General features: G+C 40.5%; 24 protein-coding genes. All 24 read right to left on the reverse strand.

All coding sequences use genetic code 11. The features are described 5' to 3' along the window. Window positions 1-47 precede the first annotated feature (47 nt). Window positions 48-998 (reverse strand): riboflavin biosynthesis protein RibF, encoded by a 951-nt coding sequence (ribF, locus tag HMPREF1210_RS05335; protein ID WP_016427594.1) that lies wholly within the window; start codon window positions 996-998, stop codon window positions 48-50. Next, window positions 995-1,921, reverse strand: a complete 927-nt coding sequence (gene truB / locus HMPREF1210_RS05340; protein ID WP_016427595.1) for a tRNA pseudouridine(55) synthase TruB — start codon at window positions 1,919-1,921, stop codon at window positions 995-997. The genes ribF and truB overlap by 4 nt, the downstream gene beginning before the upstream one ends. A gap of 66 nt (window positions 1,922-1,987) precedes the next feature. Beyond that, entirely contained in the window at window positions 1,988-2,344 is a 357-nt protein-coding gene (gene rbfA / locus HMPREF1210_RS05345) for a 30S ribosome-binding factor RbfA (RefSeq protein WP_016427596.1), read from the reverse strand. A 22-nt stretch (window positions 2,345-2,366) separates the two neighbouring features. After that, entirely contained in the window at window positions 2,367-2,645 is a 279-nt protein-coding gene (locus HMPREF1210_RS05350) for a DUF503 domain-containing protein (RefSeq protein ID WP_016427597.1), read from the reverse strand. Continuing rightward, window positions 2,642-5,155 carry a translation initiation factor IF-2 gene (gene infB / locus HMPREF1210_RS05355; RefSeq protein WP_016427598.1) on the reverse strand — a complete coding sequence of 838 codons (2,514 nt, stop codon included), beginning with the start codon at window positions 5,153-5,155 and terminating at the stop codon, window positions 2,642-2,644. The genes HMPREF1210_RS05350 and infB overlap by 4 nt, the downstream gene beginning before the upstream one ends. A gap of 4 nt (window positions 5,156-5,159) precedes the next feature. Beyond that, the gene (locus HMPREF1210_RS05360; protein WP_016427599.1) at window positions 5,160-5,480 is read right to left on the reverse strand and encodes a YlxQ family RNA-binding protein; all 321 of its coding nucleotides are present in this window, start codon (window positions 5,478-5,480) and stop codon (window positions 5,160-5,162) included. After that, window positions 5,477-5,755, reverse strand: a complete 279-nt coding sequence (gene rnpM, locus HMPREF1210_RS05365) for an RNase P modulator RnpM (protein ID WP_016427600.1) — start codon at window positions 5,753-5,755, stop codon at window positions 5,477-5,479. Before rnpM ends, HMPREF1210_RS05360 begins: the two co-directional genes overlap by 4 nt. Window positions 5,756-5,774: 19 nt before the next feature. Beyond that, on the reverse strand, window positions 5,775-6,920 hold the full coding sequence (gene nusA / locus HMPREF1210_RS05370; protein WP_016427601.1) for a transcription termination factor NusA: 1,146 nt from the start codon (window positions 6,918-6,920) through the stop codon (window positions 5,775-5,777). A 23-nt stretch (window positions 6,921-6,943) separates the two neighbouring features. Continuing rightward, a complete protein-coding gene (rimP, locus tag HMPREF1210_RS05375; protein WP_016427602.1) occupies window positions 6,944-7,426 on the reverse strand; it encodes a ribosome maturation factor RimP in 483 nt (160 codons plus the stop codon). 134 nt (window positions 7,427-7,560) lie between these two features. Further along, window positions 7,561-11,889 carry a PolC-type DNA polymerase III gene (locus HMPREF1210_RS05380; protein WP_016427603.1) on the reverse strand — a complete coding sequence of 1,443 codons (4,329 nt, stop codon included), beginning with the start codon at window positions 11,887-11,889 and terminating at the stop codon, window positions 7,561-7,563. A gap of 66 nt (window positions 11,890-11,955) precedes the next feature. Then, entirely contained in the window at window positions 11,956-13,668 is a 1,713-nt protein-coding gene (locus tag HMPREF1210_RS05385) for a proline--tRNA ligase (protein ID WP_016427604.1), read from the reverse strand. 37 nt (window positions 13,669-13,705) lie between these two features. Further along, entirely contained in the window at window positions 13,706-14,965 is a 1,260-nt protein-coding gene (gene rseP / locus HMPREF1210_RS05390; protein ID WP_016427605.1) for an RIP metalloprotease RseP, read from the reverse strand. A gap of 45 nt (window positions 14,966-15,010) precedes the next feature. Then, complete coding sequence (gene dxr / locus HMPREF1210_RS05395; RefSeq protein ID WP_016427606.1) at window positions 15,011-16,159, reverse strand: 1-deoxy-D-xylulose-5-phosphate reductoisomerase; 1,149 nt, start codon at window positions 16,157-16,159, stop codon at window positions 15,011-15,013. Between the two features lie 15 nt (window positions 16,160-16,174). Next, window positions 16,175-16,969, reverse strand: coding sequence for a phosphatidate cytidylyltransferase (locus HMPREF1210_RS05400; RefSeq protein WP_016427607.1), 795 nt, complete (start codon window positions 16,967-16,969; stop codon window positions 16,175-16,177). Next, complete coding sequence (locus HMPREF1210_RS05405; protein WP_016427608.1) at window positions 16,966-17,760, reverse strand: isoprenyl transferase; 795 nt, start codon at window positions 17,758-17,760, stop codon at window positions 16,966-16,968. Before HMPREF1210_RS05405 ends, HMPREF1210_RS05400 begins: the two co-directional genes overlap by 4 nt. Before the next feature lie 138 nt (window positions 17,761-17,898). Next, window positions 17,899-18,456: a ribosome recycling factor gene (gene frr, locus HMPREF1210_RS05410; RefSeq protein ID WP_016427609.1), complete on the reverse strand. Its 558-nt coding sequence runs from the start codon at window positions 18,454-18,456 to the stop codon at window positions 17,899-17,901. Continuing rightward, the gene (gene pyrH / locus HMPREF1210_RS05415) at window positions 18,456-19,181 is read right to left on the reverse strand and encodes a UMP kinase (protein ID WP_016427610.1); all 726 of its coding nucleotides are present in this window, start codon (window positions 19,179-19,181) and stop codon (window positions 18,456-18,458) included. Before pyrH ends, frr begins: the two co-directional genes overlap by 1 nt. Window positions 19,182-19,264: 83 nt before the next feature. Then, window positions 19,265-20,149, reverse strand: a complete 885-nt coding sequence (gene tsf, locus HMPREF1210_RS05420) for a translation elongation factor Ts (RefSeq protein ID WP_016427611.1) — start codon at window positions 20,147-20,149, stop codon at window positions 19,265-19,267. Between the two features lie 96 nt (window positions 20,150-20,245). Next, a complete protein-coding gene (gene rpsB / locus HMPREF1210_RS05425; protein WP_016427612.1) occupies window positions 20,246-20,959 on the reverse strand; it encodes a 30S ribosomal protein S2 in 714 nt (237 codons plus the stop codon). A gap of 391 nt (window positions 20,960-21,350) precedes the next feature. Beyond that, complete coding sequence (gene codY, locus HMPREF1210_RS05430; protein WP_016427613.1) at window positions 21,351-22,130, reverse strand: GTP-sensing pleiotropic transcriptional regulator CodY; 780 nt, start codon at window positions 22,128-22,130, stop codon at window positions 21,351-21,353. Window positions 22,131-22,214: 84 nt separating this feature from the next. Continuing rightward, the gene (gene hslU / locus HMPREF1210_RS05435) at window positions 22,215-23,609 is read right to left on the reverse strand and encodes an HslU--HslV peptidase ATPase subunit (RefSeq protein WP_016427614.1); all 1,395 of its coding nucleotides are present in this window, start codon (window positions 23,607-23,609) and stop codon (window positions 22,215-22,217) included. Continuing rightward, window positions 23,606-24,154 carry an ATP-dependent protease subunit HslV gene (gene hslV, locus HMPREF1210_RS05440; protein ID WP_016427615.1) on the reverse strand — a complete coding sequence of 183 codons (549 nt, stop codon included), beginning with the start codon at window positions 24,152-24,154 and terminating at the stop codon, window positions 23,606-23,608. The genes hslU and hslV overlap by 4 nt, the downstream gene beginning before the upstream one ends. Before the next feature lie 31 nt (window positions 24,155-24,185). Then, the gene (xerC, locus tag HMPREF1210_RS05445; RefSeq protein ID WP_016427616.1) at window positions 24,186-25,079 is read right to left on the reverse strand and encodes a tyrosine recombinase XerC; all 894 of its coding nucleotides are present in this window, start codon (window positions 25,077-25,079) and stop codon (window positions 24,186-24,188) included. 166 nt (window positions 25,080-25,245) lie between these two features. Continuing rightward, window positions 25,246-26,553, reverse strand: coding sequence for an FADH(2)-oxidizing methylenetetrahydrofolate--tRNA-(uracil(54)-C(5))-methyltransferase TrmFO (trmFO, locus tag HMPREF1210_RS05450; RefSeq protein ID WP_016427617.1), 1,308 nt, complete (start codon window positions 26,551-26,553; stop codon window positions 25,246-25,248). Window positions 26,554-26,657: the final 104 nt, after the last annotated feature.

Here is a 26,657-nt window from a genome sequence, read left to right on the forward strand (position 1 = left end):
TCTATGCACTTAAAAATAGTAGCACAGTTTAGATGGATATGCAACTGTTACTTCAACTCTTGAAAAAACGAAATGGCCGTTTGTTTATCCTTTTCAATTTGTTGTTTCAAGGAGTCGATACCATCAAATTTGCGTTCATCCCGGATATGATGATACCAATCCAAGGATACTTCTTCTCCATAGATGTTCTTATCAAAATTAAACAAATGGACTTCAATCGTTAATTTTTTTTCATCCGGGTTTTTAAAAGTCGGTTTATATCCTACATTACAAACGCCATCCACCCATTCGTCTTGAATGAACATGCGCACGGCGTAAACACCCGTTGCTGGAATGTACGACCCTTCTTTTGCCTGTATATTCGCTGTTGGAAAACCGATTGTACGACCTCGTTTATCCCCATGAACAACGACACCTGGAATTTGGAATGGTCTGCCAAGTAATTCATGGACTTTTTCCATATCTCCCTCGGTCAAGGCTTGGCGAATTCGTGTGGAACTGATTTTTTCCTGTTCATCCGATTTTTTCTCCACAACCGAAACGTCAAAATCATCATTCGCCAATTGAGTCATCACATTCATATCACCTTTTCCGAATGCACCGAATGTAAAATCAAAACCTGCGGTGACGTGTTTTATATGCAATTGACGAATGAACGTTTGAACGAATTTTTCTGGAGTCAGCTGAGCGAAATCTGAAGTGAAACGAACAACGAATGCTGTATCGACCCCCATGGATTCAAGCAATTCCATTTTTTGATCCAAGGGCGTTATATAAAATACTTTCTCATTACGCTTACCTAGAACAATGGAAGGATGCGGGTCGAACGTCATGACCGCTAATTTAAGTCCCCGTTCAGTTGCGATTTTCTGAGCATGTCCAATCACTTCTCGATGACCTAAATGAACGCCATCAAAAAAGCCAATCGCTAAAGAAAAAGGACCAGATATTACTGAATCATTGAGGTGATGTGGATATGATAAGTGCACAATGTTCATTCTGTATCTCCTCCTAATCGATTAAACATTTTTTCTGGTTTCATCTTGCCTTCTTTGGTCGGATGGTTGACATAAACAGCAACAGCCTTTTCCTCCACGGTAAAGACAATACGGTCATGATTCTTCAGTGCATCAATGGCATCCAATACCTGACCATTCTGAACCGATTTCATCAAAAACGGTGGTACTTCAAATTTCGGCATATCTTGAAGTGCATAATCCAAGTCATACAATTTCTCAGTCAATATGTTATTTTCGACCAGTTCCTGTACTTGATTCAGCGTCAGACAATCTTCAGCGGTGAATGTACCAGAAGCCGTGCGAACTAGTTTTGACATATGTGCTGGATAGCCTAGTTTTTCACCAATTTGTACAGCCAGCGTTCGTATATACGTACCTTTGCTGCATGATACGCGAATATTGAAGGTAACAAGTTCTCCAGAAAAAATATCCTCTTCACTAAGCAGAGATAGTTCATAAATCTTTACTTGTCTGCTAGGTCGTTCAACGGATTGGCCGGCTCTAGCATATTCATATAGTTTCTTTCCATTCACTTTTACTGCCGAGTACATCGGTGGCGTTTGCTCAATCGTACCAGTCAAGGAAAGTAAAGAATCAAGGATTTGCTGTCGTGAGAAATGCTTGTTGGATTCATCCGCCTCTACCACTTCACCGTCTGCGTCCTCTGTGGTTGTTGCAGTACCAATTGTCACTTCTGCTTCGTATATTTTCCCTGCATTTGTAAGATACTCCGCTACTTTGGTTGATTCCCCTAAACAAATGGGCAAGACTCCTTCCACACTTGGATCGAGAGTTCCTGTATGACCGATGCGTTTCATTTTTAAAATTTTTCGTAACTTAAAGACGCAATCGTGTGACGTCATCCCTTGTTCTTTCCATAGCGGAAGAATGCCGTTTTGCATTCGTTCCCACTCCTTTAATTATGTAATTTAGAAAAAGCCTGCTTATAAAAAGCAGACTTCTTTTTGTTACTCAGTTTCTTCAGTTGTATCATTAATCTGTTTAAGTAAAGTGTCAATTTTGTTTCCGTAAGCAGATGACTCGTCAAATTCAAACATAAGTTCAGGTGTCTTACGTAATCGAATTCGTTGGCCAATTTCAGTACGGATAAATCCTTTAGCTTTAGCTAAACCTTTTAATGTTTCTTGACGTTTTCTATCGTCACCTAGAACAGTAATATAGACCGTCGCTTGTTGTAAATCACCAGTAACTTCTACATCAGTTACAGTGACAAACCCAATGCGGGGATCTTTAAGTCTACGAGCAATAATTTCGCCTAATTCTTTCTTCATTTGTTCTGCTACTCGATTTGAGCGATTCGCCATGATGGCTTCACCTCTGTTCTATCTATAAATGTTCACGGATGGTTTCCGTTCGTTCCCATTCTGGATTTGACTCCAAGTAATGTATGGCGTGGGTCAACTCACGGTCGCTTGCATCAATTGATGAAGCTACACAAACAATCGCAATACGCGTTCTTTGCCATTTATCTTGATGATCTACTTCAGAAATAGATACGTTAAACTTTTGCTTCGTTCGAGTAAGCATGCGCTGTAGAACAGCGCGCTTCTCTTTTAACGAGTGCGACGTCGGAATGATGAACTCGCATTCCGCGTAGGCAATCATTTGCGTTTAATTTCTTCCATTACGAATGCTTCAATAATGTCGCCTTCTTTAACATCATTGTAGTTTTTCACAGTGATCCCACATTCATACCCACGAGCGACTTCTTTTACATCATCTTTGAAGCGTTTTAGTGACTCTAACTCACCTTCAAATACAACGATGCTGTCACGAATGACACGAACGCCACTATCTCGGCTGATTTTACCTTCTGTTACATAACTTCCGGCAATCGTACCGATTTTCGTAACTTTGAACGTTTCACGAACTTCAGCCTGACCGATAATTTTTTCTTGGAATTCAGGATCAAGTAAGCCAGTCATTGCCGCTTCAATTTCCTCAATTACTTTATAAATTACACGGTGCAGACGAATGTCTACGCCTTCAGCCTCAGCTGCACGTTTTGCATTGGTATCAGGTCGTACGTTGAAACCAATAACAATTGCATTGGAAGCTGCAGCAAGTGAAATATCTGATTCAGTAATTGCACCAGCACCAGTATGGATGATGCGAACATTAACGCCTTCAACGTCAAGCTTCATCAGAGATGCGGCCATTGCTTCAACAGATCCTTGTACGTCTGCTTTCACAATCAGATTTAATTCTTTCATTTCACCTTGTTTCATTTGGTCAAATAAGTTATCAAGCGTCACACGTGTTTTTTCAGAGCGTTGAGCTTGAAGCGCAGTGGATGCACGTGATTCCCCTACTTGACGTGCTGTTTTCTCATCTTCGAATACTACAAAACGGTCACCAGCTTGAGGCACATCATTCAATCCTGTAATTTCAACAGGTGTACTTGGACCTGCTTCTTTCACACGACGACCTAAATCATTGACCATTGCACGTACGCGACCGAAAGTATGACCGACTACGATTGGGTCTCCAACTTTAAGCGTTCCATCTTGCACTAGAAGTGTAGCAACTGAACCGCGACCTTTATCAAGTTGAGCTTCAATTACTGTTCCAATTGCACGACGTTTAGAATCCGCTTTTAGTTCTGCAACTTCTGAAACTAATAAAACCATTTCAAGTAAGTTGTCAATTCCCTCACCTTTTAGTGCTGAGATTGGTGCGAAAATTGTATCGCCGCCCCATTCTTCAGATACTAAACCATGTTCAGTCAATTCTTGCATTACACGTTCAGGATTAGCAGATGGTTTATCCATTTTATTCACAGCAACGATAATTGGCACTTCAGCCGCCTTGGCATGATTGATTGCTTCAATCGTTTGAGGCATTACACCGTCATCTGCTGCAACTACTAAAATGGTAATATCGGTTACTTTGGCACCACGAGCACGCATTGTTGTGAAAGCCGCGTGACCAGGAGTATCCAGGAAAGTGATTTTCTTGCCGTTTTCAACAACTTGGTATGCACCAATATGTTGTGTAATCCCGCCAGCTTCGCCAGCTGTCACTTTTGTATTACGGATAGAATCTAGAAGTGTTGTTTTACCATGGTCAACGTGACCCATAATTGTTACAACTGGTGGACGTTCTTTTTGAACGCCTTGTTCTTCTGCTTCACCTTCGAAATAGCCTTCTAAATCCGAAATATCAACGCGGATTTCTTCTTCTACTTCAACACCATAATCGGTACAGATCAATTCAATTGCATCTTTATCCAATTCTTGGTTGATTGTTGCCATCACGCCAAGCAAGAATAATTTTTTGATAATTTCAGATGGCTCTCTGCCTAATTTTTTTGCCAGTTCAGCCACTGTCAATGATTCATAGAATGTGATTTTTTCAGGTAATTCTTTTTCTTTTCTTGGTACTGGAGGAGCAACAGGTTGACGGTTTTGTTTCCCTTTGTTTCTTCCAGCGCGATTACCAGTGCCTGGACGGTGATTTCCGCCGCCACCTGGACGTCCACCAAATCCTGAACCTGCAGGACGGTTTTGTCCGAAGACTTTCTTTTCTTTTGATTGTGCACCTTGATCTTGTTTACGGCTGTCCCCTGTAGCAGTTGCTGCAGGTTTTTGCTTGTCACGAGAAGGTGTATTCGTCATCCCACGGCTTTGACCAGATGATGGTTTAGCTGGTGTACTTGGTTTATTTCCTTGATAACCACTTCCAGCTGGACGATCCCCTTGTGGGCGATTCCCTTGATATCCACTACCTTGTGGGCGGCTGCCTTGTGAACCAGACCCTTGTGGACGATTGCCTTGAGGACGGTCACTTTGTGGACGGTTGCCTTGTGAACCTGAACCCTGTGGACGGCTGCCTTGTGAACCTGAACCCTGTGGGCGATTTCCTTGATAACCAGAACTTTGGGGACGGCTGTTTTGAGAACCTGAACCCTGTGGACGATTGTTGCTTTGTGGTGCAGTTTTATGAGCAGGAGCAGACGGTTTCTTGTAGACAGAGTCCAACTTCGAAACTGCGTCGCCTTCTAATGTCGACATATGATTCGTCACTTGTACGTTCAACTTACTTAATTGCTCAATAACTTCTTTACTCGTTTTATTTATTTGCTTTGCATATTCATGGACGCGTAATTTGGTCATTTGGTCACCCCCGGTTAAATTCGTTGAGAAGTCCGGACAGTTTTTTAGCGAAACCGTCGTCAGTAATTGCGAGTACCACGCGGGCCTCTTTTCCTGTAGCATGTCCGAGATCAGAACGATCACCGAAAACATGTAACTCAACGTTGTATGTGTTGCATTTATCTTGAATTTTTTTCATCGTATTGTCTGATGCATCTGAAGAGATGATAACGAGTTTCGCACGGTTAGTACGAATATCTTTGACTACAAGCTCTTCTCCAGATATCAACATTCTTGCACGCACTGCCAGACCAATCAATTGTAAGATTCGTTGCTGTGTATTCATATAATTTGCTCTCTTTCAATCACAGTTAACAATTCTTCAAAAATGCTTTCTGGTATTTTTGCTTCCAATTGACTATCCAGCACTTTGCGTTTTTTAGCGATTTCTACTGCCTGCTTGGTTTTGGAGACATACGCTCCACGACCAGACTTTTTGCCAGTTAGATCGACTGAAACTTCGCCTTCTTTTGATCGTACAACTCGAATCATTTCTTTTTTAGGAAACATTTCGCCTGTTGCCACGCATTTTCGTAAAGGTATTTTCTTTTGACTAGACATCAAAATTCACCCTCTTCGCTTATTCTTCGTCATCTTTATATAAATCAAAATTGTCATCGATATTTTCTTCATACTCTTCATCTTCAAGGTCGAAGTTTTCAGAAGCATGGGCAGATGGGTAAATACCTAATTCGCGAGCATCTGTTTCACTCTTGATATCGATTTTCCATCCAGTCAATTTAGCTGCTAGACGTGCATTTTGTCCACGTTTACCAATGGCTAAAGATAATTGATAGTCAGGTACTACCACTGTTGTAGATTTCTCTTCTTCATGGACTTGAACATCTAATACTTTAGATGGGCTAAGTGCATTGGCAACAAATACCACTGGATCTTCAGACCATTCCACAATATCAATCTTTTCACCATTCAACTCATTAACGATTGTTTGAACGCGAGAACCTTTTGCACCTACGCAAGAACCTACTGGATCTACATCATCATTATGGGCAACAACTGATATTTTCGATCGATCGCCAGCTTCACGAGCGATTGATTTTATTTCTACGATGCCATCGTATATTTCAGGAACTTCCATTTCAAATAGACGACGAAGTAATCCAGGGTGTGTACGAGATACAAATACTTGTGGTCCACGAGTTGTACGTTCTACTTTCGTGATATACACTTTAATGCGCTCATGCGGACGGTATGTTTCAGTTTGAATTTGTTCATTCACCGGTAATACCGCTTCAACTTTACCAAGTCCTACATAAATATTACGAGCATCCAGACGCTCAACAACACCATTTACGATATCTTCTTCGCGATCAACATACTCTTCATAAATCAATCCACGTTCTGCTTCACGAACACGTTGTGTAACCACTTGTTTAGCAGTCTGTGCCGCGATACGTCCGAAGTTTCTAGGTGTTACTTCTTGTTCTACAATATCTCCCAGTTCAAACGCAGGATTTACTTGTTTCGCGTCTTCTAATGAAATATGTAGTCGGTCATCCAACACTTCTTCCATTACATCCTTGCGTGAGTAAACCTTCATCGAACCATTATCCAGATTCAAATCAACACGTACGTTTTGTGCTTGATTAAAATTGCGTTTATACGCTGTAACAAGCGCCGCTTCAATCGCTTCAATTAGTACATCTCGTGAAATTCCTTTTTGTTTTTCAAGAGCTATTAAAGCATCCAGCAACTCATTTGCCATTATTTTTCACTCCTACATTCACATTATGCAGAGAAATTAATCGCTAAACGCGCGAATGCAATTTTCTCTTTTGTAAGTTGAACTTTAATTTTTCTAGTTTTAATTCGAACTTCCATTTCTAAGCCTTGTTCGCTATAAGCAGTCAAAAAGCCTTCAAACTCTTTTTCTTTCAGGCCATTCACCAGTTCATATGTTTTCACATGAATGAATTGACCAACTGCACGTTCGAAGTCACTCTCTTTGTTCAATGGACGTTCTGCCCCAGGTGAAGAAACTTCTAAAAAGTAGTTTTGCTCAATTGGATCCTTTGCATCCAACACTTCGCTGATACGTTCGCTTACAAGCGCACAATGCTCAATGTCAATGCCACCTTGAGGAGTATCTACATAAATACGTAAAAACCAATTACGACCTTCTTTTACGAACTCCGTATCAACGAGCTCCAAATTCAACTCTTCAACAATGGGCGTCACAAGCTTTTCTACTTCGGTTAATATTTTGCTCATATATGCCTCCCGCTGCAACTTATTTTCGACATAACAAACAGAAAAGAGCGGGAAATCCCACTCTTTTGCCGTAAATCTATCAACAACTTGTTATACAAATGATACCATACGAATGCTCGCAGTGCAAATCAGGCCTAGAATAGCGACAATTGATTCGCATCTGGCATGCCTTCGAGACAACCAAGTTGATCCATGTATTCAATCAATGTTTTGGAAACACGTCCACGTTGTCCTAAATCTTCTTTCGATAGGAACTCGCCATTTTTCCGTGCTTCCACAATCGTTTTGGCTACGTTTGTTCCGAGTCCAGGAATCGCATCGAAAGGTGGAATCAATCCTTTGCCATCAATGACAAATTCAGCCGCCTTTGATTCGTAGAGATCCACTTTTTTAAAGTGGTAACCACGTTCACACATCTCCAAGGCAATTTCCAGAACCGTCAACAAGCTTTTTTCTTTCGGAGCGGCATCCAATCCTTTGGCATTAATCTCATCAATTTTTGCACGGATCGATGCAGAACCTTTCGTCATAGCGTGCAAGTCAAAATCTGCTGCGCGTACTGTGAAATATGCTGCGTAGTAAAGGATCGGGAAATGTACTTTGAAATATGCAATTCGAACAGCCATTAATACATAAGCGGCTGCATGGGCTTTCGGGAACATGTACTTAATCTTTTTACACGCTTCGATATACCATGCAGGAACGCCATTTGCCTTCATGTCTTCTTCAAATTCCGGAGTTAACCCTTTCCCTTTACGCACAGATTCCATAATTTTAAATGCCAGAGACGGTTCAAGACCCTGGTAAATTAAATACACCATGATATCATCCCGGCAACCAATTACATCCGAAAGCTGACAAGTCCCATTTTGAATAAGTTCCTGTGCATTTCCAAGCCACACGTCAGTACCATGAGATAGTCCTGAGATTTGAACAAGTTCAGAGAAAGTGGATGGTTTCGTTTCTTCCAACATTTGACGAACAAAACGTGTACCAAACTCAGGAATCCCGAGTGTACCCGTCTTACAGCCAATTTGTTCCTGTGTTACTCCAAGTGACTCCGTTCCACTGAAAATCTTCATTACTTCAGGGTCATCCGTTGGAATCGTTTTTGGATCGATGCCAGACAAGTCCTGTAACATCCGGATAGCTGTCGGATCATCGTGTCCCAGGATATCAAGTTTCAATAAGTTATCATGGATGGAATGGAAGTCAAAGTGAGTTGTTTTCCACTCGGAGTCCTGTGCATCAGCAGGGAACTGAATCGGTGAAAAATCGAAAATATCCATGTAATCCGGGACAACAATGATTCCCCCTGGATGTTGTCCTGTCGAACGTTTAACTCCAGTACACCCTTGAACAAGTCGGTCGATTTCAGCGCCACGTATTGTTAAGTTGTGATCATTCGCATAACCACGTACGTAGCCGTATGCTGTTTTCTCAGCAACCGTTCCAATCGTACCTGCACGATAAACATTGTCTTCACCAAAAAGTACTTTCGTGTAGTTATGTGCAATCGGCTGATATTCTCCACTAAAGTTCAAATCGATATCGGGTACTTTATCCCCTTTAAATCCAAGAAACGTTTCGAAAGGAATATCTTGACCATCTTTTTTGTAAGGTATTTCACAATGCGGGCAGACTTTGTTTGGCAAATCAAAGCCTGAACTGACAGATCCATCATCAAAGAATTCAGCATGCTGGCATGAAGGACATACATAATGTGGCGGCAATGGATTCACTTCCGTAATTTCCATTAACGTCGCTACAAGAGAAGATCCAACGGAACCACGGGAACCTACTAAGTAGCCGTCATCCAAAGATTTCTTTACTAGCTTATGAGAAATCAAATAAATAACTGCAAATCCGTGTCCAATAATGGAAGTAAGTTCTTTTTCAATACGGGCTTCCACAATTTCCGGCAATGAATCTCCGTAAATCTGTCTTGCCATCGCATAGCTCAATTCTCGAACTTCTTCATCAGAACCTTCGATTTTCGGCGTATACAAATCATCTTTAATCGGTTTGATGTCTCCGATTCTCTCCGAAATTTTATGGCTGTTCTCCACAACAATTTGTTTCGCGGTTTCTTCACCCAGGAAGGCGAAAGCGTCCAACATTTCATTTGTAGTACGGAAATGAACTTTCGGTAACTTGTGGCGGTTCAGTGGATTGGCTCCACCTTGCCCTCCAATTAGAATCTGTCTAAAAATCGCATCGTTCTCGTTTACATAATGGACATTTCCAGTTGCGACTACCGGACGTGCAATTTTTTTGCCCAGTTTAATCATTTTTCGAATGATGTCTTCAAGATTCCATTCATCTCTCACAAGCTCGAGTTCAATTAAATGTGCGTAAACTTCTTTCGGATGGACTTCCAAGTAATCATAGAATTTTGCAATTCCCTCGACTTCTTCAGGAGATTTCTGCATTAACCCTTCGAATACTTCCCCTTTATCACACCCGGAACCAATCAACAGCCCTTTACGATGCTTGACTAGAACGGAACGCGGGATCCTCGGAACCCGGAAAAATGTGTTCATATGGGAATACGAGACTAGTTTAAACAAGTTTTTCAATCCGTCTTCATCCGTGGCAAGAAGCGTGCAGTGAGATGGACGCGCTCTCTTGTACGACTCTCCATTACCTGTTTGATGGTTGAACTCGTCGTGATAGTGAATCCCTTTTTGTTCAGCTTCTTTCAACAAGTTCAACAGTAAGTAGCCCGTGGCTTCCGTATCATAGATTGCCCGATGATGCTGGGTGAGCTCGATATTGAACTTTTTGGCCATCGTGTTTAATCGATGGTTTTTCATTTCCGGATGAAGGAAACGTGATAATTCCAACGTATCGATGACAGGATGGACCGTTTGTTCCAGACCGACTTTCTTATAGCCTACGTACAGGAAACCCATATCGAATGACGCATTATGTGCAACCATGATGCTATCGCCGATCCAATCGTGGAAGCGCTTGATGACGTCTTCAATATCCGGTGCATCACGCACCATATCATCGGTGATACCCGTCAAATCGATGGTAGTAGCAGACAATGGATGATGCGGATTTGCAAAGCTTTCGAATTTGTCGATGACTTGACCATCTTTGATTTTCACAGCTGCAAGCTCAATAATGGTATCGTATACCGCAGAAAGGCCTGTCGTTTCAACGTCGAATACGACATAGGTTGCATCCGCTAGTGCTCGATGCTCCTCTTCATAGGCAATGTTTACTCCGTCATTGACCATGTAGATTTCCAATCCATAAATGATTTTAATACCATGTTTTTTTCCGGCTGCATAAGCATCCGGGAAGGATTGAACAACAGCATGATCCGTAATTGCGACAGCGGGGTGTCCCCATTTGGCTGCCTGACTTACCAAGGCATCTACAGAAGAGACCGCGTCCATCTGACTCATTGGTGTGTGTAAATGAAGTTCAATCCTTTTTTCATCTTCTGGAGCAGTATCTTTTCTGGAATCCACTTTAATTTCCATAATATCCTGTGCCATTATGATCAAGTCTCGAACGAATGTATCGTTCTGTACTGAACCACGGACTTTTAGCCATGTCCCTTTTTTCAGCAGACCCATAAGCTCTGCATCTTCTTTGTCCCGGGAAAACATTTTAACAAGAATCGAGTCTGTGTAATCTGTAACTTTGACTGTTAATAATGAGCGGCCGCTTCGAAGTTCTTTTACCTCAACATCAAAAACAAAGCCTTCAATCGTGATGCGTCTTTCTTCATCCTGAATTTGCTTGATTTCCATAATTGGCTCGTCCGCTTTAATCGGGGTACCCAGTTGGAAGGGGCCATTCAAGGTTACCCCAGGATTTGATGCACGATCTTTTTCACGTTTCTGCATATCAGCCAATGCTTTCTTGCCCAGCTCTTCTTCTTCGATTCTTCGTTGCTCCATAAACGCTTGCTGTGCTTCTGCCAGTTCTGCCTCTTGTTCGATAAATTTAAAATCAATCGGTAAGATTGGGAAACCATACGAAGCATAGACATCAGCAATTTTAGACGCATATTTGCCTTTCAGTGTACGGAATTCAATTTCCTGTGCACACGTAAAATGGACGGTCTGACCATTGAAAGATGGAATTTGTGCATGTAGAAGATTTCGTAGAGGAGGCGACATATCATCAATTTCCTGCAATACAAACGGCCAGTAAGAAGCGATTAACTCAGCATCGACATGAGGTGATTCACAAGTAAGTGATAATTTTATATCCGCAATGCCAGCAAACTTTTCACGTAACCGCATATTGAATAGTTGAAACATGTTATAAGGCAATAGTTTCTCAACTTCTATAGTAAAACGCCATACACGCTCTTTTTTATGTACCGTCATACGACTTAGGGAAGCCGATTCAAAATGAGTCATGTATTCATCAGCGGTAAGTTCCAATTGTTGTAATAATAGTTGTAACCTTTTTTTGGCATCTTGTTCGTTACTCATACTCTATGCCTCCTTTCTTTCATAAGAAAAAGAAAGGAAGACCCGATTTCAAGGTCTTCCTTTTGATTAATCGTTTAATGACGAAAAGAAAGCTTGAAGATGGTCAACTACCTCTTCTTTTTTCCATTCAAATGCTTCGCCAGTTTTTCTTATTTTCACTTCGACTAAACCTTCGGCTGCTTTTTTACCGACTGTTATTCGGATCGGTAAACCGATTAAATCTGAATCGGCAAATTTCACACCCGCACGTTCAGCACGGTCATCATATAACACATCGTAGCGATATGATTTCATTAAATTATATAATTCATCAGAAAGAGCAACTTGTGCTTCGTCCTTTGTATTTACAGGCACTAAATGTACATTATATGGCGCGATTGCACTTGGCCAGATAAATCCTTTATCATCTTGGAACTGTTCCGCAACAGCAGCCATGACACGGGAAACCCCAATACCGTAACACCCCATAATATAAGGCTGTGAACGGCCATTATCATCAAGGAAAGTTCCGTTCATCGGTTCAGAGTAGGTTGTACCAAGTTTAAAGACGTGTCCTACTTCAATTCCTTTAGCGAAAACGATTGTTCCATTGCCGTCAGGAGAAGCGTCGCCTTCCATGATGAAACGTAAATCTTCATACTGGTCTACTGCAAAATCACGTTCTGGATTAACATTCGTTAAATGGAATCCAGCAACATTTGCTCCACATACGCCATTACGAATCGACGCTACAGCATGATCAGCAATGACTTTTACACCTAATGGAATTTTTACAGGACCTAGAGACCCAACTTCACATTGAAGCAAGTTTTGCACCTCTTCTTCAGATGCAAACTCTACCACTTTTGCCTGCAATGTATTTTTAACTTTTATATCATTGATTTCGTGATCTCCGCGAGCGAGAACCAATACTAATTCCCCATCCACGTTAAACACCAACGTTTTGATACATTGTTGAGCATCTAGATTCAGGAAGCTCGCTACTTGCTCAATCGTTTTTTGGTCAGGAGTAGCTACTTTCTCGACCTCTTTTAGCTCTTCTGTTGATGCTGCATATGAAACTTTAACTTCAGCCATTTCAATATTAGCAGCAAAGTCAGATGCGTCAGAATATGCAATCGTATCTTCCCCGATTTCAGAAAGGACCATGAATTCATGCGTATCTTTTCCACCGATTGCTCCTGAATCCGCAATAACCGCACGGAAATTCAATCCTAATCTAGAGAAAATATTTGAATAAGCTTTGACCATGTCTTCATAAGTCTGATCTAAACTCTCACGTGTAGCATGGAAAGAGTAAGCATCTTTCATAAGAAACTCACGGCCACGAAGCAAGCCAAAACGAGGGCGTTTTTCGTCACGGAATTTCGTTTGAATCTGGTAAAGAGTTAAAGGTAATTTTTTATATGACTTGATTTCGTCACGAAGCAAAGAAGTAATGACTTCTTCATGTGTTGCCCCCAAAGCGAAATCACGATTGTGTCGATCTTTTAAACGCATTAATTCCGGACCATATGAATACCAACGTCCAGTTTCTTGCCATAGTTCAGCTTGTTGCATCGCAGGCATTAATACTTCAACACCATTGATAGCATCCATTTCTTCCCGAACAATGCTCTCTACTTTTTGAAGAACGCGTTTTCCAAGAGGTAAGAAAGAATAAATGCCACTTGTATTTTGACGAATAAACCCTGCACGAAGTAGCAGCTGATGCGACTTAACGTCGGCATCAGCTGGAGTTTCACGAAGTGTAGGGATGAATGTAAGACTTTGTTTCATAAGTTAAAAGCTCCTCATACCATCCGTAGATTAAATTTTAAAAGAAAAATCTTTGTATATCATTCCATGTAACAACAACCATCAGCACCATCAATAACATTATGCCGACAAAATGGATCATTCCTTCTTTTTGTCGGTCCAATGGTTTCCCTCGAATCGCTTCAAATAAGAAGAATAATAATCGTCCACCATCCAATGCCGGAAGTGGTAGTAAATTCATGATACCTAAGTTAATGCTTAGAATAGCTGCCCAATTCATTAGATTGAAAACACCATATTGTGCCACTGCTTCGGTTGCTTTATAAATTCCTACTGGTCCTGACAAAGCATCAATTGTAAACTGTCCAGTTACCAACATGCCAAGGAGTTCAAAAATTTTCGCAATCCAAGTGATGGTTTGATCAGCACCGAAAGCTAATGCTTTCAAAGGATTTTTTTCAACTGGACTTTCATATATAACTCCAATTTGTCCATACTTTTCGCCGTCTTTTTCTACGGTTTTTGGTGTGATAGTTGAAGAAATGGTTTCACCATCTCGTACGTATTCAAACGTTAATTCTTCTCCTGCACTAGCTTGTACCTTTGCAGCGAGATCTTGCCATTTATTAATGGGCTGACCATCAATTTTAGTAACTAAATCTCCGTCCTGCATACCGGCTGCAAGGGCAGGGCTATCATCAGAGACTCCCGAAATAACAGGCTCGTAAGTCGGAACCCCTTGCAACAAGCCAATTGCCAAGAAGATGAAGAAAGATAAAATAAAGTTAAATAAAGGACCAGCAAAAATGGTCATAGCACGCTTGCCAAGTGATTTCGAACCAAATTGGCGATCATAAGGTGCTATTAATGTTTCTTTGCCATTCTCTACGATTACGGCTTTGCGTGAAACATTATATCGTACTAAACGTTCATCTTCATCGTATCCTTCAATCCAGAGTTCTTTTTCCAAATCGGAACGTTCAGTTTCCAAAAACAACATGTCTTGTTGTTGTTTATTATGATTGAGGACGATTTTACGAACTTCTTCTTTTGAGTTTAACATGAGTCCGACACGGAATCCTGGCTGTAATTCAACCGAATCCATATCTTCTCCAGCCATTCGCACATATCCACCAAGAGGCAGAAGACGAATGGTATAAAGAGTTTCCCCTTTTGTGATTCCAAGTATTTTTGGACCAAAGCCAATTGCAAATTCACGTACCATGATTCCGGCACGTTTGGCAAAAATAAAGTGACCTAGTTCATGAAAAAATACTAGTGAACCAAATATCAGGATAAAAGCAATGGTTGTCTCCATAAAGTCCCACCTTTTTTACAGCATTTCGCCGTCATCATTCTTTCATCATTTTATCATGTTTCGAACATCTTTTCTCGTAATTGCATCCACATGCAATATCGTTTCCAAATCCGGAGTACTAATAAGCGTATGTTTGTCCATAACTCGTTCAATGCATTCTTCTATTTGGAGGAATCGAATCTCTCCATTTAAAAACAAGGCAACGGCTGCTTCATTTGCAGCATTCAAAACTGTGGTCATTGTACCACCCGCCCGACCTGCATCGTATGCAAGTTTTAATGCATGAAAACGTTCCATATTCATTTCTTCAAAATGAAGTTTGCCTATTTCAACAAGATTTAAACGTTTTGCACTTTTTCTTGGAAGCCTGTCCGGATAAGAAAGAGCATATTGAATGGGAACACGCATATCTGGTGTCCCAAGTTGTGCCATTACACTTGTGTCATGGAATTCCACCATTGAATGAATGATACTCTCCCTATGCAAGACAACTTCAATATCATCATAAGGCATGTCGAAAAGCACTTGTGCTTCAATCACTTCTAAACCTTTGTTCATCATTGTTGCAGAATCAATCGTAATTTTTGCGCCCATGGACCAGTTAGGATGACTCAACGCATCCTGTACTGTTACGTTCTCCAATTCTTTCCGCGTACGGTCACGGAAGCTACCTCCGGATGCCGTTAAAATCAACCTGCTTACTTGGCTTCTCTTTTCACCATTCATCGATTGGAAAAGAGCTGAATGCTCGCTATCAACCGGTAAAATAGTTGCTTTGTATTTCTCTGCCGCAGTCATCACCAAATGCCCCGCTGTAACCAGCGTTTCTTTGTTTGCGAGAGCAATTGTCTTTCGTTGTTTTATTGCCTCTAACGTCGCTTCAAGACCAACACTACCCAAAACAGCATTTACTAAAATGGACGCATCTGGGTGAGTCGCAACGTCGATCAATCCATTGCTACCATATGCAAGTTCAATGCTCGGAAATTCCTTCTTAAGTGAAATTGCATCAACTTCTTCTTGAACAGATACAAGTGTAGGATTAAATTCACGAATTATTTCTCTAGTCTTTTCAAGATTGCGTCCAGCAGAAAAAGCCACTAGTTTAAATTGATGTGGATGTTCTCTTATGATGTCAATCGTTTGAATACCGATAGAGCCTGTTGCTCCCAATAAACTAATCAGCTTTGTCATAAACGTCAAATCCCCTTAACCAGCAAAATGCAAGAAATGTAAAAGTGGTAACACAAATAATAAGCTATCGAATCTGTCTAAAATTCCTCCGTGTCCAGGTAAGATATCACCTGAATCCTTAACGTTGTAGTGGCGCTTAAGTGCCGATTCAACCAAATCGCCCATTTGACCAAAAATGGAAGCTAGTATCGTCACAATGACCAGAATCGTATAGGACGAACTGATTGGGTAAATCCATTGGAAAAGTAAAGCAAAAATAATAGCCGTCAAGATTCCTCCGATAAATCCTTCAATGGTTTTATTAGGAGAAATATCAGGCCACAATTTCTTTTTACCAAATTTTTTCCCAGTAAAATAAGCTCCTGAATCGGTTGTCCAAATAACCAGCAAGGCATAAATGACATATTCAATGCCATCCATACGCGTTTCAATGAAATAGAAAAATCCGATTCCAATATATAATACGCCCATAATAGAAAATGCAGCATCTTCAAATGTGTAGCGATTCTTCACGACAACGGTGTAGATAAGTAATAAAAGTACAGCAATAAGTGCTAAATCTATTTTGGTATACCCCGTTGTTTCCATTAATGGTATCGACCATTGATTAGGCGTTAGAAAAACAAATAATGCAAGAAGAGCGATTGCTCCATGAACTGAAAAAATGGTATGACCTTTCATACGTAATAATTCAAATAATCCGATTGCCGCCATAGCGTAAACGAGAAGTGTAAAAGGAAGACCTCCTAGCCAAACAATCGGAATGAATAATGCAGCTCCAATTACTGCAGTGATGATGCGTTGTTTCAATTTGTTTCTTCTCCCTTCAATCCTCCATAACGGCGATTTCGGTTTTGGTAACTATCCACTGCGTCGAGCAAGCAGCTTTCGTCAAAATCTGGCCACAGCGTATCCGTAAACCAGAACTCTGTATAGGCCAATTGCCAAAGCATAAAGTTGCTGAGACGAACCTCTCCGCTTGTGCGGATAAGTAAATCAGGTTCGGGTAACTCACAGGTCATTAAATGCTGTGAAATTAAATCTTCCGTTACGTCGCTATAGCTAAGCGAACCCTCTTCAACGAGTTGTGCAATTTTTTGCATCGCTTGTGCAATCTCTGCACGACTTCCATAATTCAAAGCAAAGTTCAATATTAGTCCCGTATTATCTTTAGTTGCTTCCATTGCTTTGCGAACAGCATTATGTGTATGTCGAGGTAATGTTTCACTTTCACCCATCATGACCACACGCACATTTTGTTCGATCAGCTCGGGTAGATAAGTACCTAAAAACTCTTCGGGTAATCGCATAATAAAATCAACTTCAAGTTTTGGTCGTTTCCAATTCTCAGTCGAAAATGCATATACGGTTAATACGCCTACACCTAAATCATTGGCAAGTCGAGTAATTTTCCGAACCGTTTTCATACCTTCATGATGACCGGCTACTCGTGGAAGAGCCCGTTTCTTCGCCCATCTCCCATTGCCATCCATAATAATCGCAATGTGTTCAGGTATTTGTTCTTTTTTAGAATGCGAAATACGCTCCGCCAGCGATTGATTTTGTCGTTCGGGTTTTCTCCGAATGAGTTTATGTAACATGCTGAATCCTCCACTTTACTCGCTTATCGGAATGTCGTCTTTCCTATCATATCAAAAATCGATGGAATTTACTTCTTTCCCATAAAAAAAGACGTCCTATGAAATAGGAACGTCTTAATCGAAAAAAAGTTCAAAAACTTAAACTTCCAAAATTTCTTTCTCTTTATCTTTGGCAACTTGGTCAATTTGAACAATATAATCATCAGTTAGTTTTTGAACATTTTCAGAAAATCCGCGCAAATCGTCTTCTGTGATTTCGCTTTTCTTCTCTAATTTTTTCAATTCATCATTCGCATCACGGCGGATGTTACGAATGCCGACTTTTGCTTCTTCTGCTTCTTTTTTGACTAATTTCACTAAGTCTTTACGACGTTCTTCTGTCAAAGCTGGTATAGCAATACGGATTAATGTACCATCATTTGATGGGGAAATCCCTAAATCTGATTTTTGAATTGCTTTTTCGATGTCACCAAGAGCAGTCTTGTCATAAGGTTGAATTGTCAGTAAACGTGCTTCAGGTGTCGCGATTCCGGCAATCTGGTTGATTGGCGTCGGTGCACCATAATAATCAACAAAGATTTTATCCAATAAAGAAGCACTCGCACGACCCGCACGAATTGTTGAAAGTTCACGACTTAAAGCTTGAATCGCTTTTGTCATTCTTTCTTTTGTTTGATCAATCACTTGTTTTGACATTACGTATTCCTCCTAACGATCGTACCAATTGTTTCACCTAAAACGGCACGTTTAATATTTCCATTCTCCATAATTGAGAATACTATGAGAGGGATATCATTGTCCATACATAGTGTTGAAGCAGTCGAATCCATTACTTGCAAGCCTTGTTGAATGACATCGAGGAATGAAAGAGTGTCATACTTAATGGCATCGCTATTTGTTTTTGGATCAGCTGAGTAGACGCCATCCACATTGTTTTTGCCCATTAAAATAACATCTGCCTCAATTTCTGCAGCACGCAGCGCAGCTGTCGTATCAGTAGAGAAGTAAGGATTCCCTGTTCCAGCAGCAAAAATAACGACTCTTTTCTTCTCTAAATGGCGGATTGCTTTTCTACGAATATAAGGTTCAGCTACTTGACGCATTTCAATTGATGATTGAACGCGTGTTTCAATGCCTGATTTTTCAAGTGAATCTTGCAGTGCTAAAGAATTCATAACAGTAGCTAACATGCCCATATAGTCCGCAGTTGCACGGTCCATACCCATTTCACTACCTACTTTACCGCGCCAGATATTTCCGCCGCCAACTACAACAGCAACTTCAACACCTAACTCTACAACTTCTTTCACTTGATCAGCTACGGATTTAATGATTTGAGGAGAAAGTCCAAAACCTTGTTCTCCTGCTAAAGCTTCTCCGCTTAATTTTAACACGACTCGATTGTATTTAGTCTCGCTCATGGGTAGCCTCCATTACACTTTTTTCTCGAAAAATAGGGAACACAAAATCGTGCTCCCCGGAGTAATAATATATTCGTTTAGTATTAACCTTTGTTAACTTGGCTCATAACTTCTTCAGCAAAGTTATCTTGGCGTTTTTCGATTCCTTCACCAACAGCGTAACGTACGAATTCAGTAACAGTACCGCCCGTAGATTTCACGAACTCACGAACTTTTTGATCTGAATTTTTAACGAATGATTGGTCAAGCAAACAAACGTCTTCGAAATATTTACCAAGGCGGCCTTCAACCATTTTAGCTACGATGTTTTCTGGTTTGCCTTCGTTTAGAGCTTGCTCAGTCAAGATTTTACGCTCGCGGTCAACTTCTTCTTCAGACACTTCGTCACGAGAAATATAAGTTGGGTTTAAAGCTGCAACGTGCATTGCAACATCTTTAGCTGCTTGAGCATCAGTAGATCCTTCAAGAGTTACAAGTACGCCAATGCGGCCACCCATGTGTAGGTAAGGACCAAAAGCATCGTTGTCTGTTTTTGTGCGAACAACAAAACGACGTAATGTAATTTTTTCACCGATTTTTGCAATCGCATTTGAAATGTGATCTGCAACAGTTAAACCGTTAGACATTGTAGAAGCATTTGCTACTTCAACTGTTTCTGGTTTAGTAGCAAGCAAGTGCTCAGCCAATTCTTTAACTAATGTTTGGAAACCTTCGTTTTTAGCAACGAAATCTGTTTCAGCATTAACTTCAAGAAGAACAGCGTCATTACCTTGCTCTAAAATGTAAGTAGTACCTTCTGCAGCGATACGATCAGCTTTTTTAGCTGCGCTAGAAAGACCTTTTTCACGTAAAAAGTCTACTGCTGCATCGATATCTCCGTTTACTTCTACTAACGCTTTTTTACAGTCCATCATACCTGCGCCTGTTTTTTCGCGTAATTCTTTAACCATTTGTGCTGTAACTGCCATTGTTGTTTCCTCCTATTCAAGTATCAACTCTGTGTTATTTCTCAAAAAAAGGTGATAAGGGGTTTAGCCACTTATCACCTGTAACATACGTGGGGATTACTCAGCAGCTTCAGCTGGAGTTAGATCTTCACCTTGTTTTGACTCAAGTAACGCATCAGCCATTTTACCAGTTAATAATTTAACGGCACGAATAGCATCGTCGTTTGCAGGAATTACATAGTCGATTTCATCTGGGTCACAGTTTGTATCAACGATTCCAACTAGAGGGATGTTTAATTTAATAGCTTCTGCAACAGCAATACGCTCTTTACGAGGGTCTACTACGAACATTACGTCCGGTACACCTTTCATGTCGCGAATACCGCCTAAGAATTTAACAAGACGTTCGTGTTCTTTTTTAAGTTGAACAACTTCTTTTTTAGGAAGCACAGTGAAAGTACCGTCTTCTTCCATTTTTTCGATCGCTTTCAAACGGTTTACACGTTTTTGGATCGTACCGAAGTTTGTTAATGTACCACCTAACCAACGTTGGTTAACATAGTACATACCTGAGCGTTCTGCTTCTTCTTTGATAGCTTCTTGTGCTTGTTTTTTCGTACCAACGAAAAGAACTTTACCACCGTCTGCTCCAACTTGGCGCATGAAGTCATATGCTTCTTCTAACTTCTTAACCGTTTTTTGTAGATCGATGATGTAGATTCCGTTACGTTCCACAAAAATGTATTTCTTCATTTTCGGGTTCCAACGGCGAGTTTGGTGACCAAAGTGTACACCAGCTTCAAGTAATTGTTTCATAGAAATTACTGACATGTTTTGTTTCCTCCTGATATGGTTTTTTTCCTCCGCATTCTTCAACTAGAGCTCAAGACCTTAACTTTGTTAAGGACCACTTGTCACTATCCAAATGCGTGTGTGATAACACCATTTGATAATATACCATATCTAGACTAACCTCGCAAGTGTTTCTAACAAAAATCTACAAACAATAATAGTTCGGCTTACTAATCGCAGTTTTTTTGAATACAGTTAGAGTCTGACGTAGGCTCGATTTTATCGTTTTCCAACTAAGGTTGCTATTTTCCCAATTAAACTTTCATATTTTCCATCTAAGCCTTCAATTATTCCAACTAAACTTCTACTCACCTTTAAAGCTAGAAAAAACGACCACAAAGGCTGAGCCTTTGTGGTCGTTTGGTTTTACTTATTTTAATTTTAATTGAGCTAATTCGTTCAAGAATTTATCGTTCAATACTTTGATGTATGTTCCTTTCATTCCTAAAGAACGAGATTCGATAACACCAGCACTTTCCAATTTACGTAAAGCATTAACGATTACAGAACGAGTAATACCGACGCGGTCAGCAATTTTTGATGCTACAAGCAAACCTTCATTTCCGTCAAGTTCTTCGAAAATATGTTCAATAGCTTCTAATTCACTGTATGACAAAGAGTTAATCGCCATTTGTACGACTGCTTTGCTGCGAGCTTCTACTTCAATTTGTTCTGATTTTTCACGTAGGATTTCCATCCCAACAACAGTTGCACCGTATTCACCAAGAATTAAATCATCATCATGGAATTCAGCTTTCAAACGTCCAAGAATTAATGTTCCAAGACGTTCCCCACCACCGATGATTGGAACGATTGTAGTTAAACCTTCTTTGAATAACTCACGATTCTCAACAGGGAAAACTGTATGTTCGCTGTACACATCCAAGTTAGAAGATGTTTCATTTACGTTAAAAAGGTTTTTCGTATATTCTTCAGGGAATTGACGCTCTTCCATCATTTTGATCATGCGCTCGTTCTCAATTTGTTGATTGATGTCGAATCCTAGGAGCTTTCCTTTACGGCTAACGATAAACACGTTACATTCGATTACATTGCTAAGAGTTGTTGCCATTTCTTTAAAGTTTACTGGCTTCCCAGCAGACGCTTGAAGCATCGAGTTAATTTTTCTTGTTTTTCCTAATAAATTCATTAATGTGGCCTCCTATATTGGGTACTGCTATTTATTAAATATTCTAAAGGTTTTTAATTGTTTTGGGAATAGATATAACTTACATTACAAAATAAATTGTGACAAATCTTTGTTTTTTACGATATTTCCAAGTTTTTGGTCGACATATGCAGGAGTTATGTCGATATGCGCGGGAGCAATGTCAGAAGCCTCATAAGAAAGCTCTTCAAGTAACTTCTCCAAAATCGTATGCAATCGACGTGCACCTATATTATCGGACTCTTGATTCACTTCTGTTGCAATTTCAGCAATTCGCTCAATTGCACTGTCAGTAAATTCAAGCGTTACCCCTTCAGTTTCCAGCAAAGATTTGTACTGGCGTATCAATGAATGATCTGGTTCTTTCAAAATACGAACAAAATCATCTTTTGATAATTTTTCAAGTTCCACACGGACGGGGAAGCGTCCTTGTAGTTCCGGTATTAAATCCGAAGGCTTTGCTGTGTGAAATGCTCCAGCAGCTACGAAAAGCATGTAGTCAGTTTTGACTGCACCATACTTCGTCTGAACGGTCGATCCTTCTACAATCGGTAATATATCACGTTGTACACCTTCACGCGAAACATCCGCAGATGAACCGTTGCCCCCCTTGCTCGCAATCTTATCGATTTCATCAATAAAAATGATTCCCGTTTGCTCGGCACGTTCGATGGATTTTTGAGCTACTTCCTCTGAGTCGATAAGCTTGTGAGCTTCTTCTAGAGTTAAGACTCGTCGTGCATCTTTCACTTGCAAGCGGCGCTTTTTCTTTTTCTTCGGCATCAGGTTAGATAATGCATCTTGCATATTCTGCCCCATACTTTCCATCCCAGAGCCTTGGAAGGCATCAAACATGGAAGGAGCCTGTTCTGTAACTTCTACGTTTACCCATTCATCTTCCAATTTCCCGTCTCTTAAGTCTTCGGCAATTTGGGAGCGTTTTAAACGAATGTCTGTATCGTCATTTGCAGGTTCTTCCTGTTCTGCTTTTTGACCAAATAACATTTCAAATGGATTTTGCGTATTATGTTTCTTTTTCAAGGATGGTACGAGAAGACGGACGATGGCATCATTCGCCAATCGCTCAGCTTGTGCTTTTACGCCTTCAGTCATTTCTTCTTTGACTATACGTACAGCCGCTTCTGTTAAATCACGAACCATTGATTCCACGTCACGGCCAACATAGCCAACTTCTGTAAACTTGGTGGCTTCTACTTTGATAAACGGTGCGTTCGTAAGTTTAGCTATTCTTCTCGCAATTTCCGTTTTACCGACACCAGTAGGACCAATCATCAGTATATTTTTCGGTATAACTTCATTTTTCATCTCATCAGACAACAAACTTCTACGATAGCGATTTCGCAACGCTACAGCTACTGATTTTTTAGCTTCTTTTTGTCCGACAATAAAACGGTCTAAGTGCTCGGTTATTTGTTTTGGTGTTAACTGTTGTTTAATCATTCACTTAACGCCTCCACAATAATTTGATGATTGGTAAATACACAAATATCAGCTGCAGTTGTAAGTGCTGCTTTGGCAATTTCGGTGGCATTCAATGTTTCACCAGCATATTGTTTCAGTGCACGTCCTGCTGCCAATGCAAAATTCCCACCAGAACCGATTGCTAAAATGCCATCATCGGGTTCAATTACTTCACCAGTACCTGAAACCAATAAAAGTGTTTCTTTATTCATCACGAGCAACATCGCTTCAAGTCTTCGTAACATTTTGTCGCCTCTCCATTGTTGGGCAAGTTCGACTGCAGCTCTTTGTAAGTTGCCATCGTATTCCATCAATTTCGCTTCAAACATTTCAAATAACGTAAAAGCGTCTGCCACTGATCCAGCAAAACCTGCAAGCACTCGACCGTTGTATAAGCGTCTTACTTTTTTTGCTGTATGCTTCATGACAACTTGATTTCCTAAAGTAACTTGACCATCGCCAGACATTGCAGATTTTCCTTTATGCTGAATCGCAAAAATCGTGGTTGCATGTATTTCTCCCATGAAGTTCACCTCTCGTTTAGCTCATCCTTCATTATGCTCTAGGATGTGCATTCATATAAGTTCTTCGCAAATGTTCTTTCGTTACGTGTGTATAAACTTGTGTCGAAGACAAATGACTATGCCCAAGTAATTCTTGGACAGTACGCAAGTCGGCTCCATTGTTCAGTAAATGTGTTGCAAATGTATGCCGCAACATATGCGGATAGATTTTAGTATGCAATGCTGCTTTTTCCACTAAGTCGCTCAGTATATATCTAACACCACGCGGAGTCAAAGGCTGACCACGCATATTTGTAAATACAAAATTGTGTTTAGCTTGTTTCATTAATTTAGGACGCGCTTCGTCCATATAGAGTTCCAACGCATCTTGAGCAAACTGACCAAACGGTACATATCTCTCTTTTCTGCCTTTACCCATTACTCTCATGATGCCGAGACGCTTATCAATATCGCGTTCTTCCAAAGATGTTAACTCGCTTACCCGAATTCCGGTTGCATACAACATTTCAAGGATTGCCCGATTACGAAGCACCATGGGTTCTTCGCCTTCAGTTGCCTGGAATAGTTGTTGTAACTCTTCTTCATAAAAAAAATGAGGAAGTCGTTCCTCTTTTTTGGGATGATATAACGAGCGAAATGCATCTTCTTTTAAACCGAATTCCCGGTTGCCAAACTTGAAGAAAGAACGGATCGCAGATATTTTTCTGGAAATCGAAGTACGTGAAAGTGATTCATCGTACAGTTTTGTCACATACAGTCTAGCGTGAATATATTCGACATCATGTAAGCTTGTAATACCTTCTGATTGTAAAAAATCAAAAAAGTACAGTAAGTCTGATTCGTATTCTCGAACAGTGTGTTCTGAATAGTTCTTTTCAAGCTGGATATAGCTTTTAAATTGAGACAAAGCTTCTAACGGAGTCATAGGTGTCTGCACCTCCAAATAGTTAAAGCGCCAGGAACCGTCCCGTCTTGAAACAGCCGGAGCAGCTGGATGGCAAAACACGTGAAAAATGAATTGTATACGAATTTATAAATATGACAAAGTAAAAAGCCTCTAAATTATAACAATAATTAGAGGCTTTCAGCAATTAAATCGAATATGAATTCATAAAATTTTGAATTGTGCCGAGTGCACGTTCAGCTTGCTTCTCTCCACGCTTTTCTTTCGTTTTGTACCGTTGCGGCAAAGCAGGGAATAAACCAAAGTTGACGTTCATCGGTTGGAAGTTTTTCGGATCAGCTTCTGTAATATAGCGAGCCATACTGCCTAGTGCGGTAGCTTCAGGGAACACAAGCAATTCTTCCCCCAAAGCTAATCTTGCAGCGTTTATCCCTGCTATCAAGCCACTTCCGGCTGATTCAACATATCCTTCAACACCTGTCATTTGTCCCGCAAAGAACAATTGATCATTTGTCTTTAGTTGATATGTAGGTTTCAAAACTCTTGGTGAATTGATGAACGTATTACGGTGCATCACTCCGTAGCGGACGATTTCCACATCTTCCAAACCTGGAATTAACTGCAAAACTTGTTTTTGTGGACCCCATTTTAAATGTGTCTGAAATCCGACAATGTTGTACAAAGTGCCTGCTGCATCATCTTGTCTCAACTGTACAACGGCAAAAGGAACCTTACCAGTTTTCGGATCTTCCAGTCCAACTGGCTTCATTGGACCGAATAATAAAGTCTTTTTCCCACGTTCAGCCATCACTTCGAACGGCATACAACCTTCGAAATAAATTTCTTTTTCGAATTCTTTCAAAGGCACTACTTCAGCAGAAATCAGAGCTTCATAAAAACGGTCAAACTCTTCTTCCGTCATCGGACAATTGATGTATGCTGCTTCCCCTTTATCATAACGGGATTTCACATAAACCTTGTCCATGTTAATACTGTCTTTTTCAACTATTGGGGCAGCTGCATCATAAAAGTATAAATAATCCTGACCAGTCAGTTGTTGTATCTTTTCAGCCAAAGCCTGAGAAGTTAATGGTCCTGTAGCAATAATGGTAATGCCTTCAGGAATTTCAGTTACTTCCTCATTGATGACTTCAACAAGAGGATGATTTTTCACTTTTTCTGTTACATACCCCGCAAATTCATGACGATCTACCGCAAGAGCGCCGCCCGCAGGGACAGCACATTGATCTGCAGCACCCATTATAACGGAGTCCAGCATTCTCATTTCTTCTTTAATGACGCCGACAGCATTAGTTAATGTGTTCGCACGTAAAGAATTTGAACATACTAACTCTGCGAATTTATCCGTGTGATGAGCAGCTGTTTGTTTAACCGGGCGCATTTCGTACAATCGAACCCGTACACCTCTTTTGGCGATTTGCCACGCAGCTTCACTTCCTGCAAGACCTGCTCCAATTACATTGACGATTGTCAATTCCTACACCAACCTTTTCTATACAATCTGAGAAAAATAGAAACTTTCACAGATTTTTATTTCTTTTTTTCTATGTACAGCTCCAAACATCAGTCCAGTTAGCC

Origin of the sequence: Paenisporosarcina sp. HGH0030, from assembly GCF_000411295.1 — a bacterium.
GTDB lineage: Bacteria > Bacillota > Bacilli > Bacillales_A > Planococcaceae > Paenisporosarcina.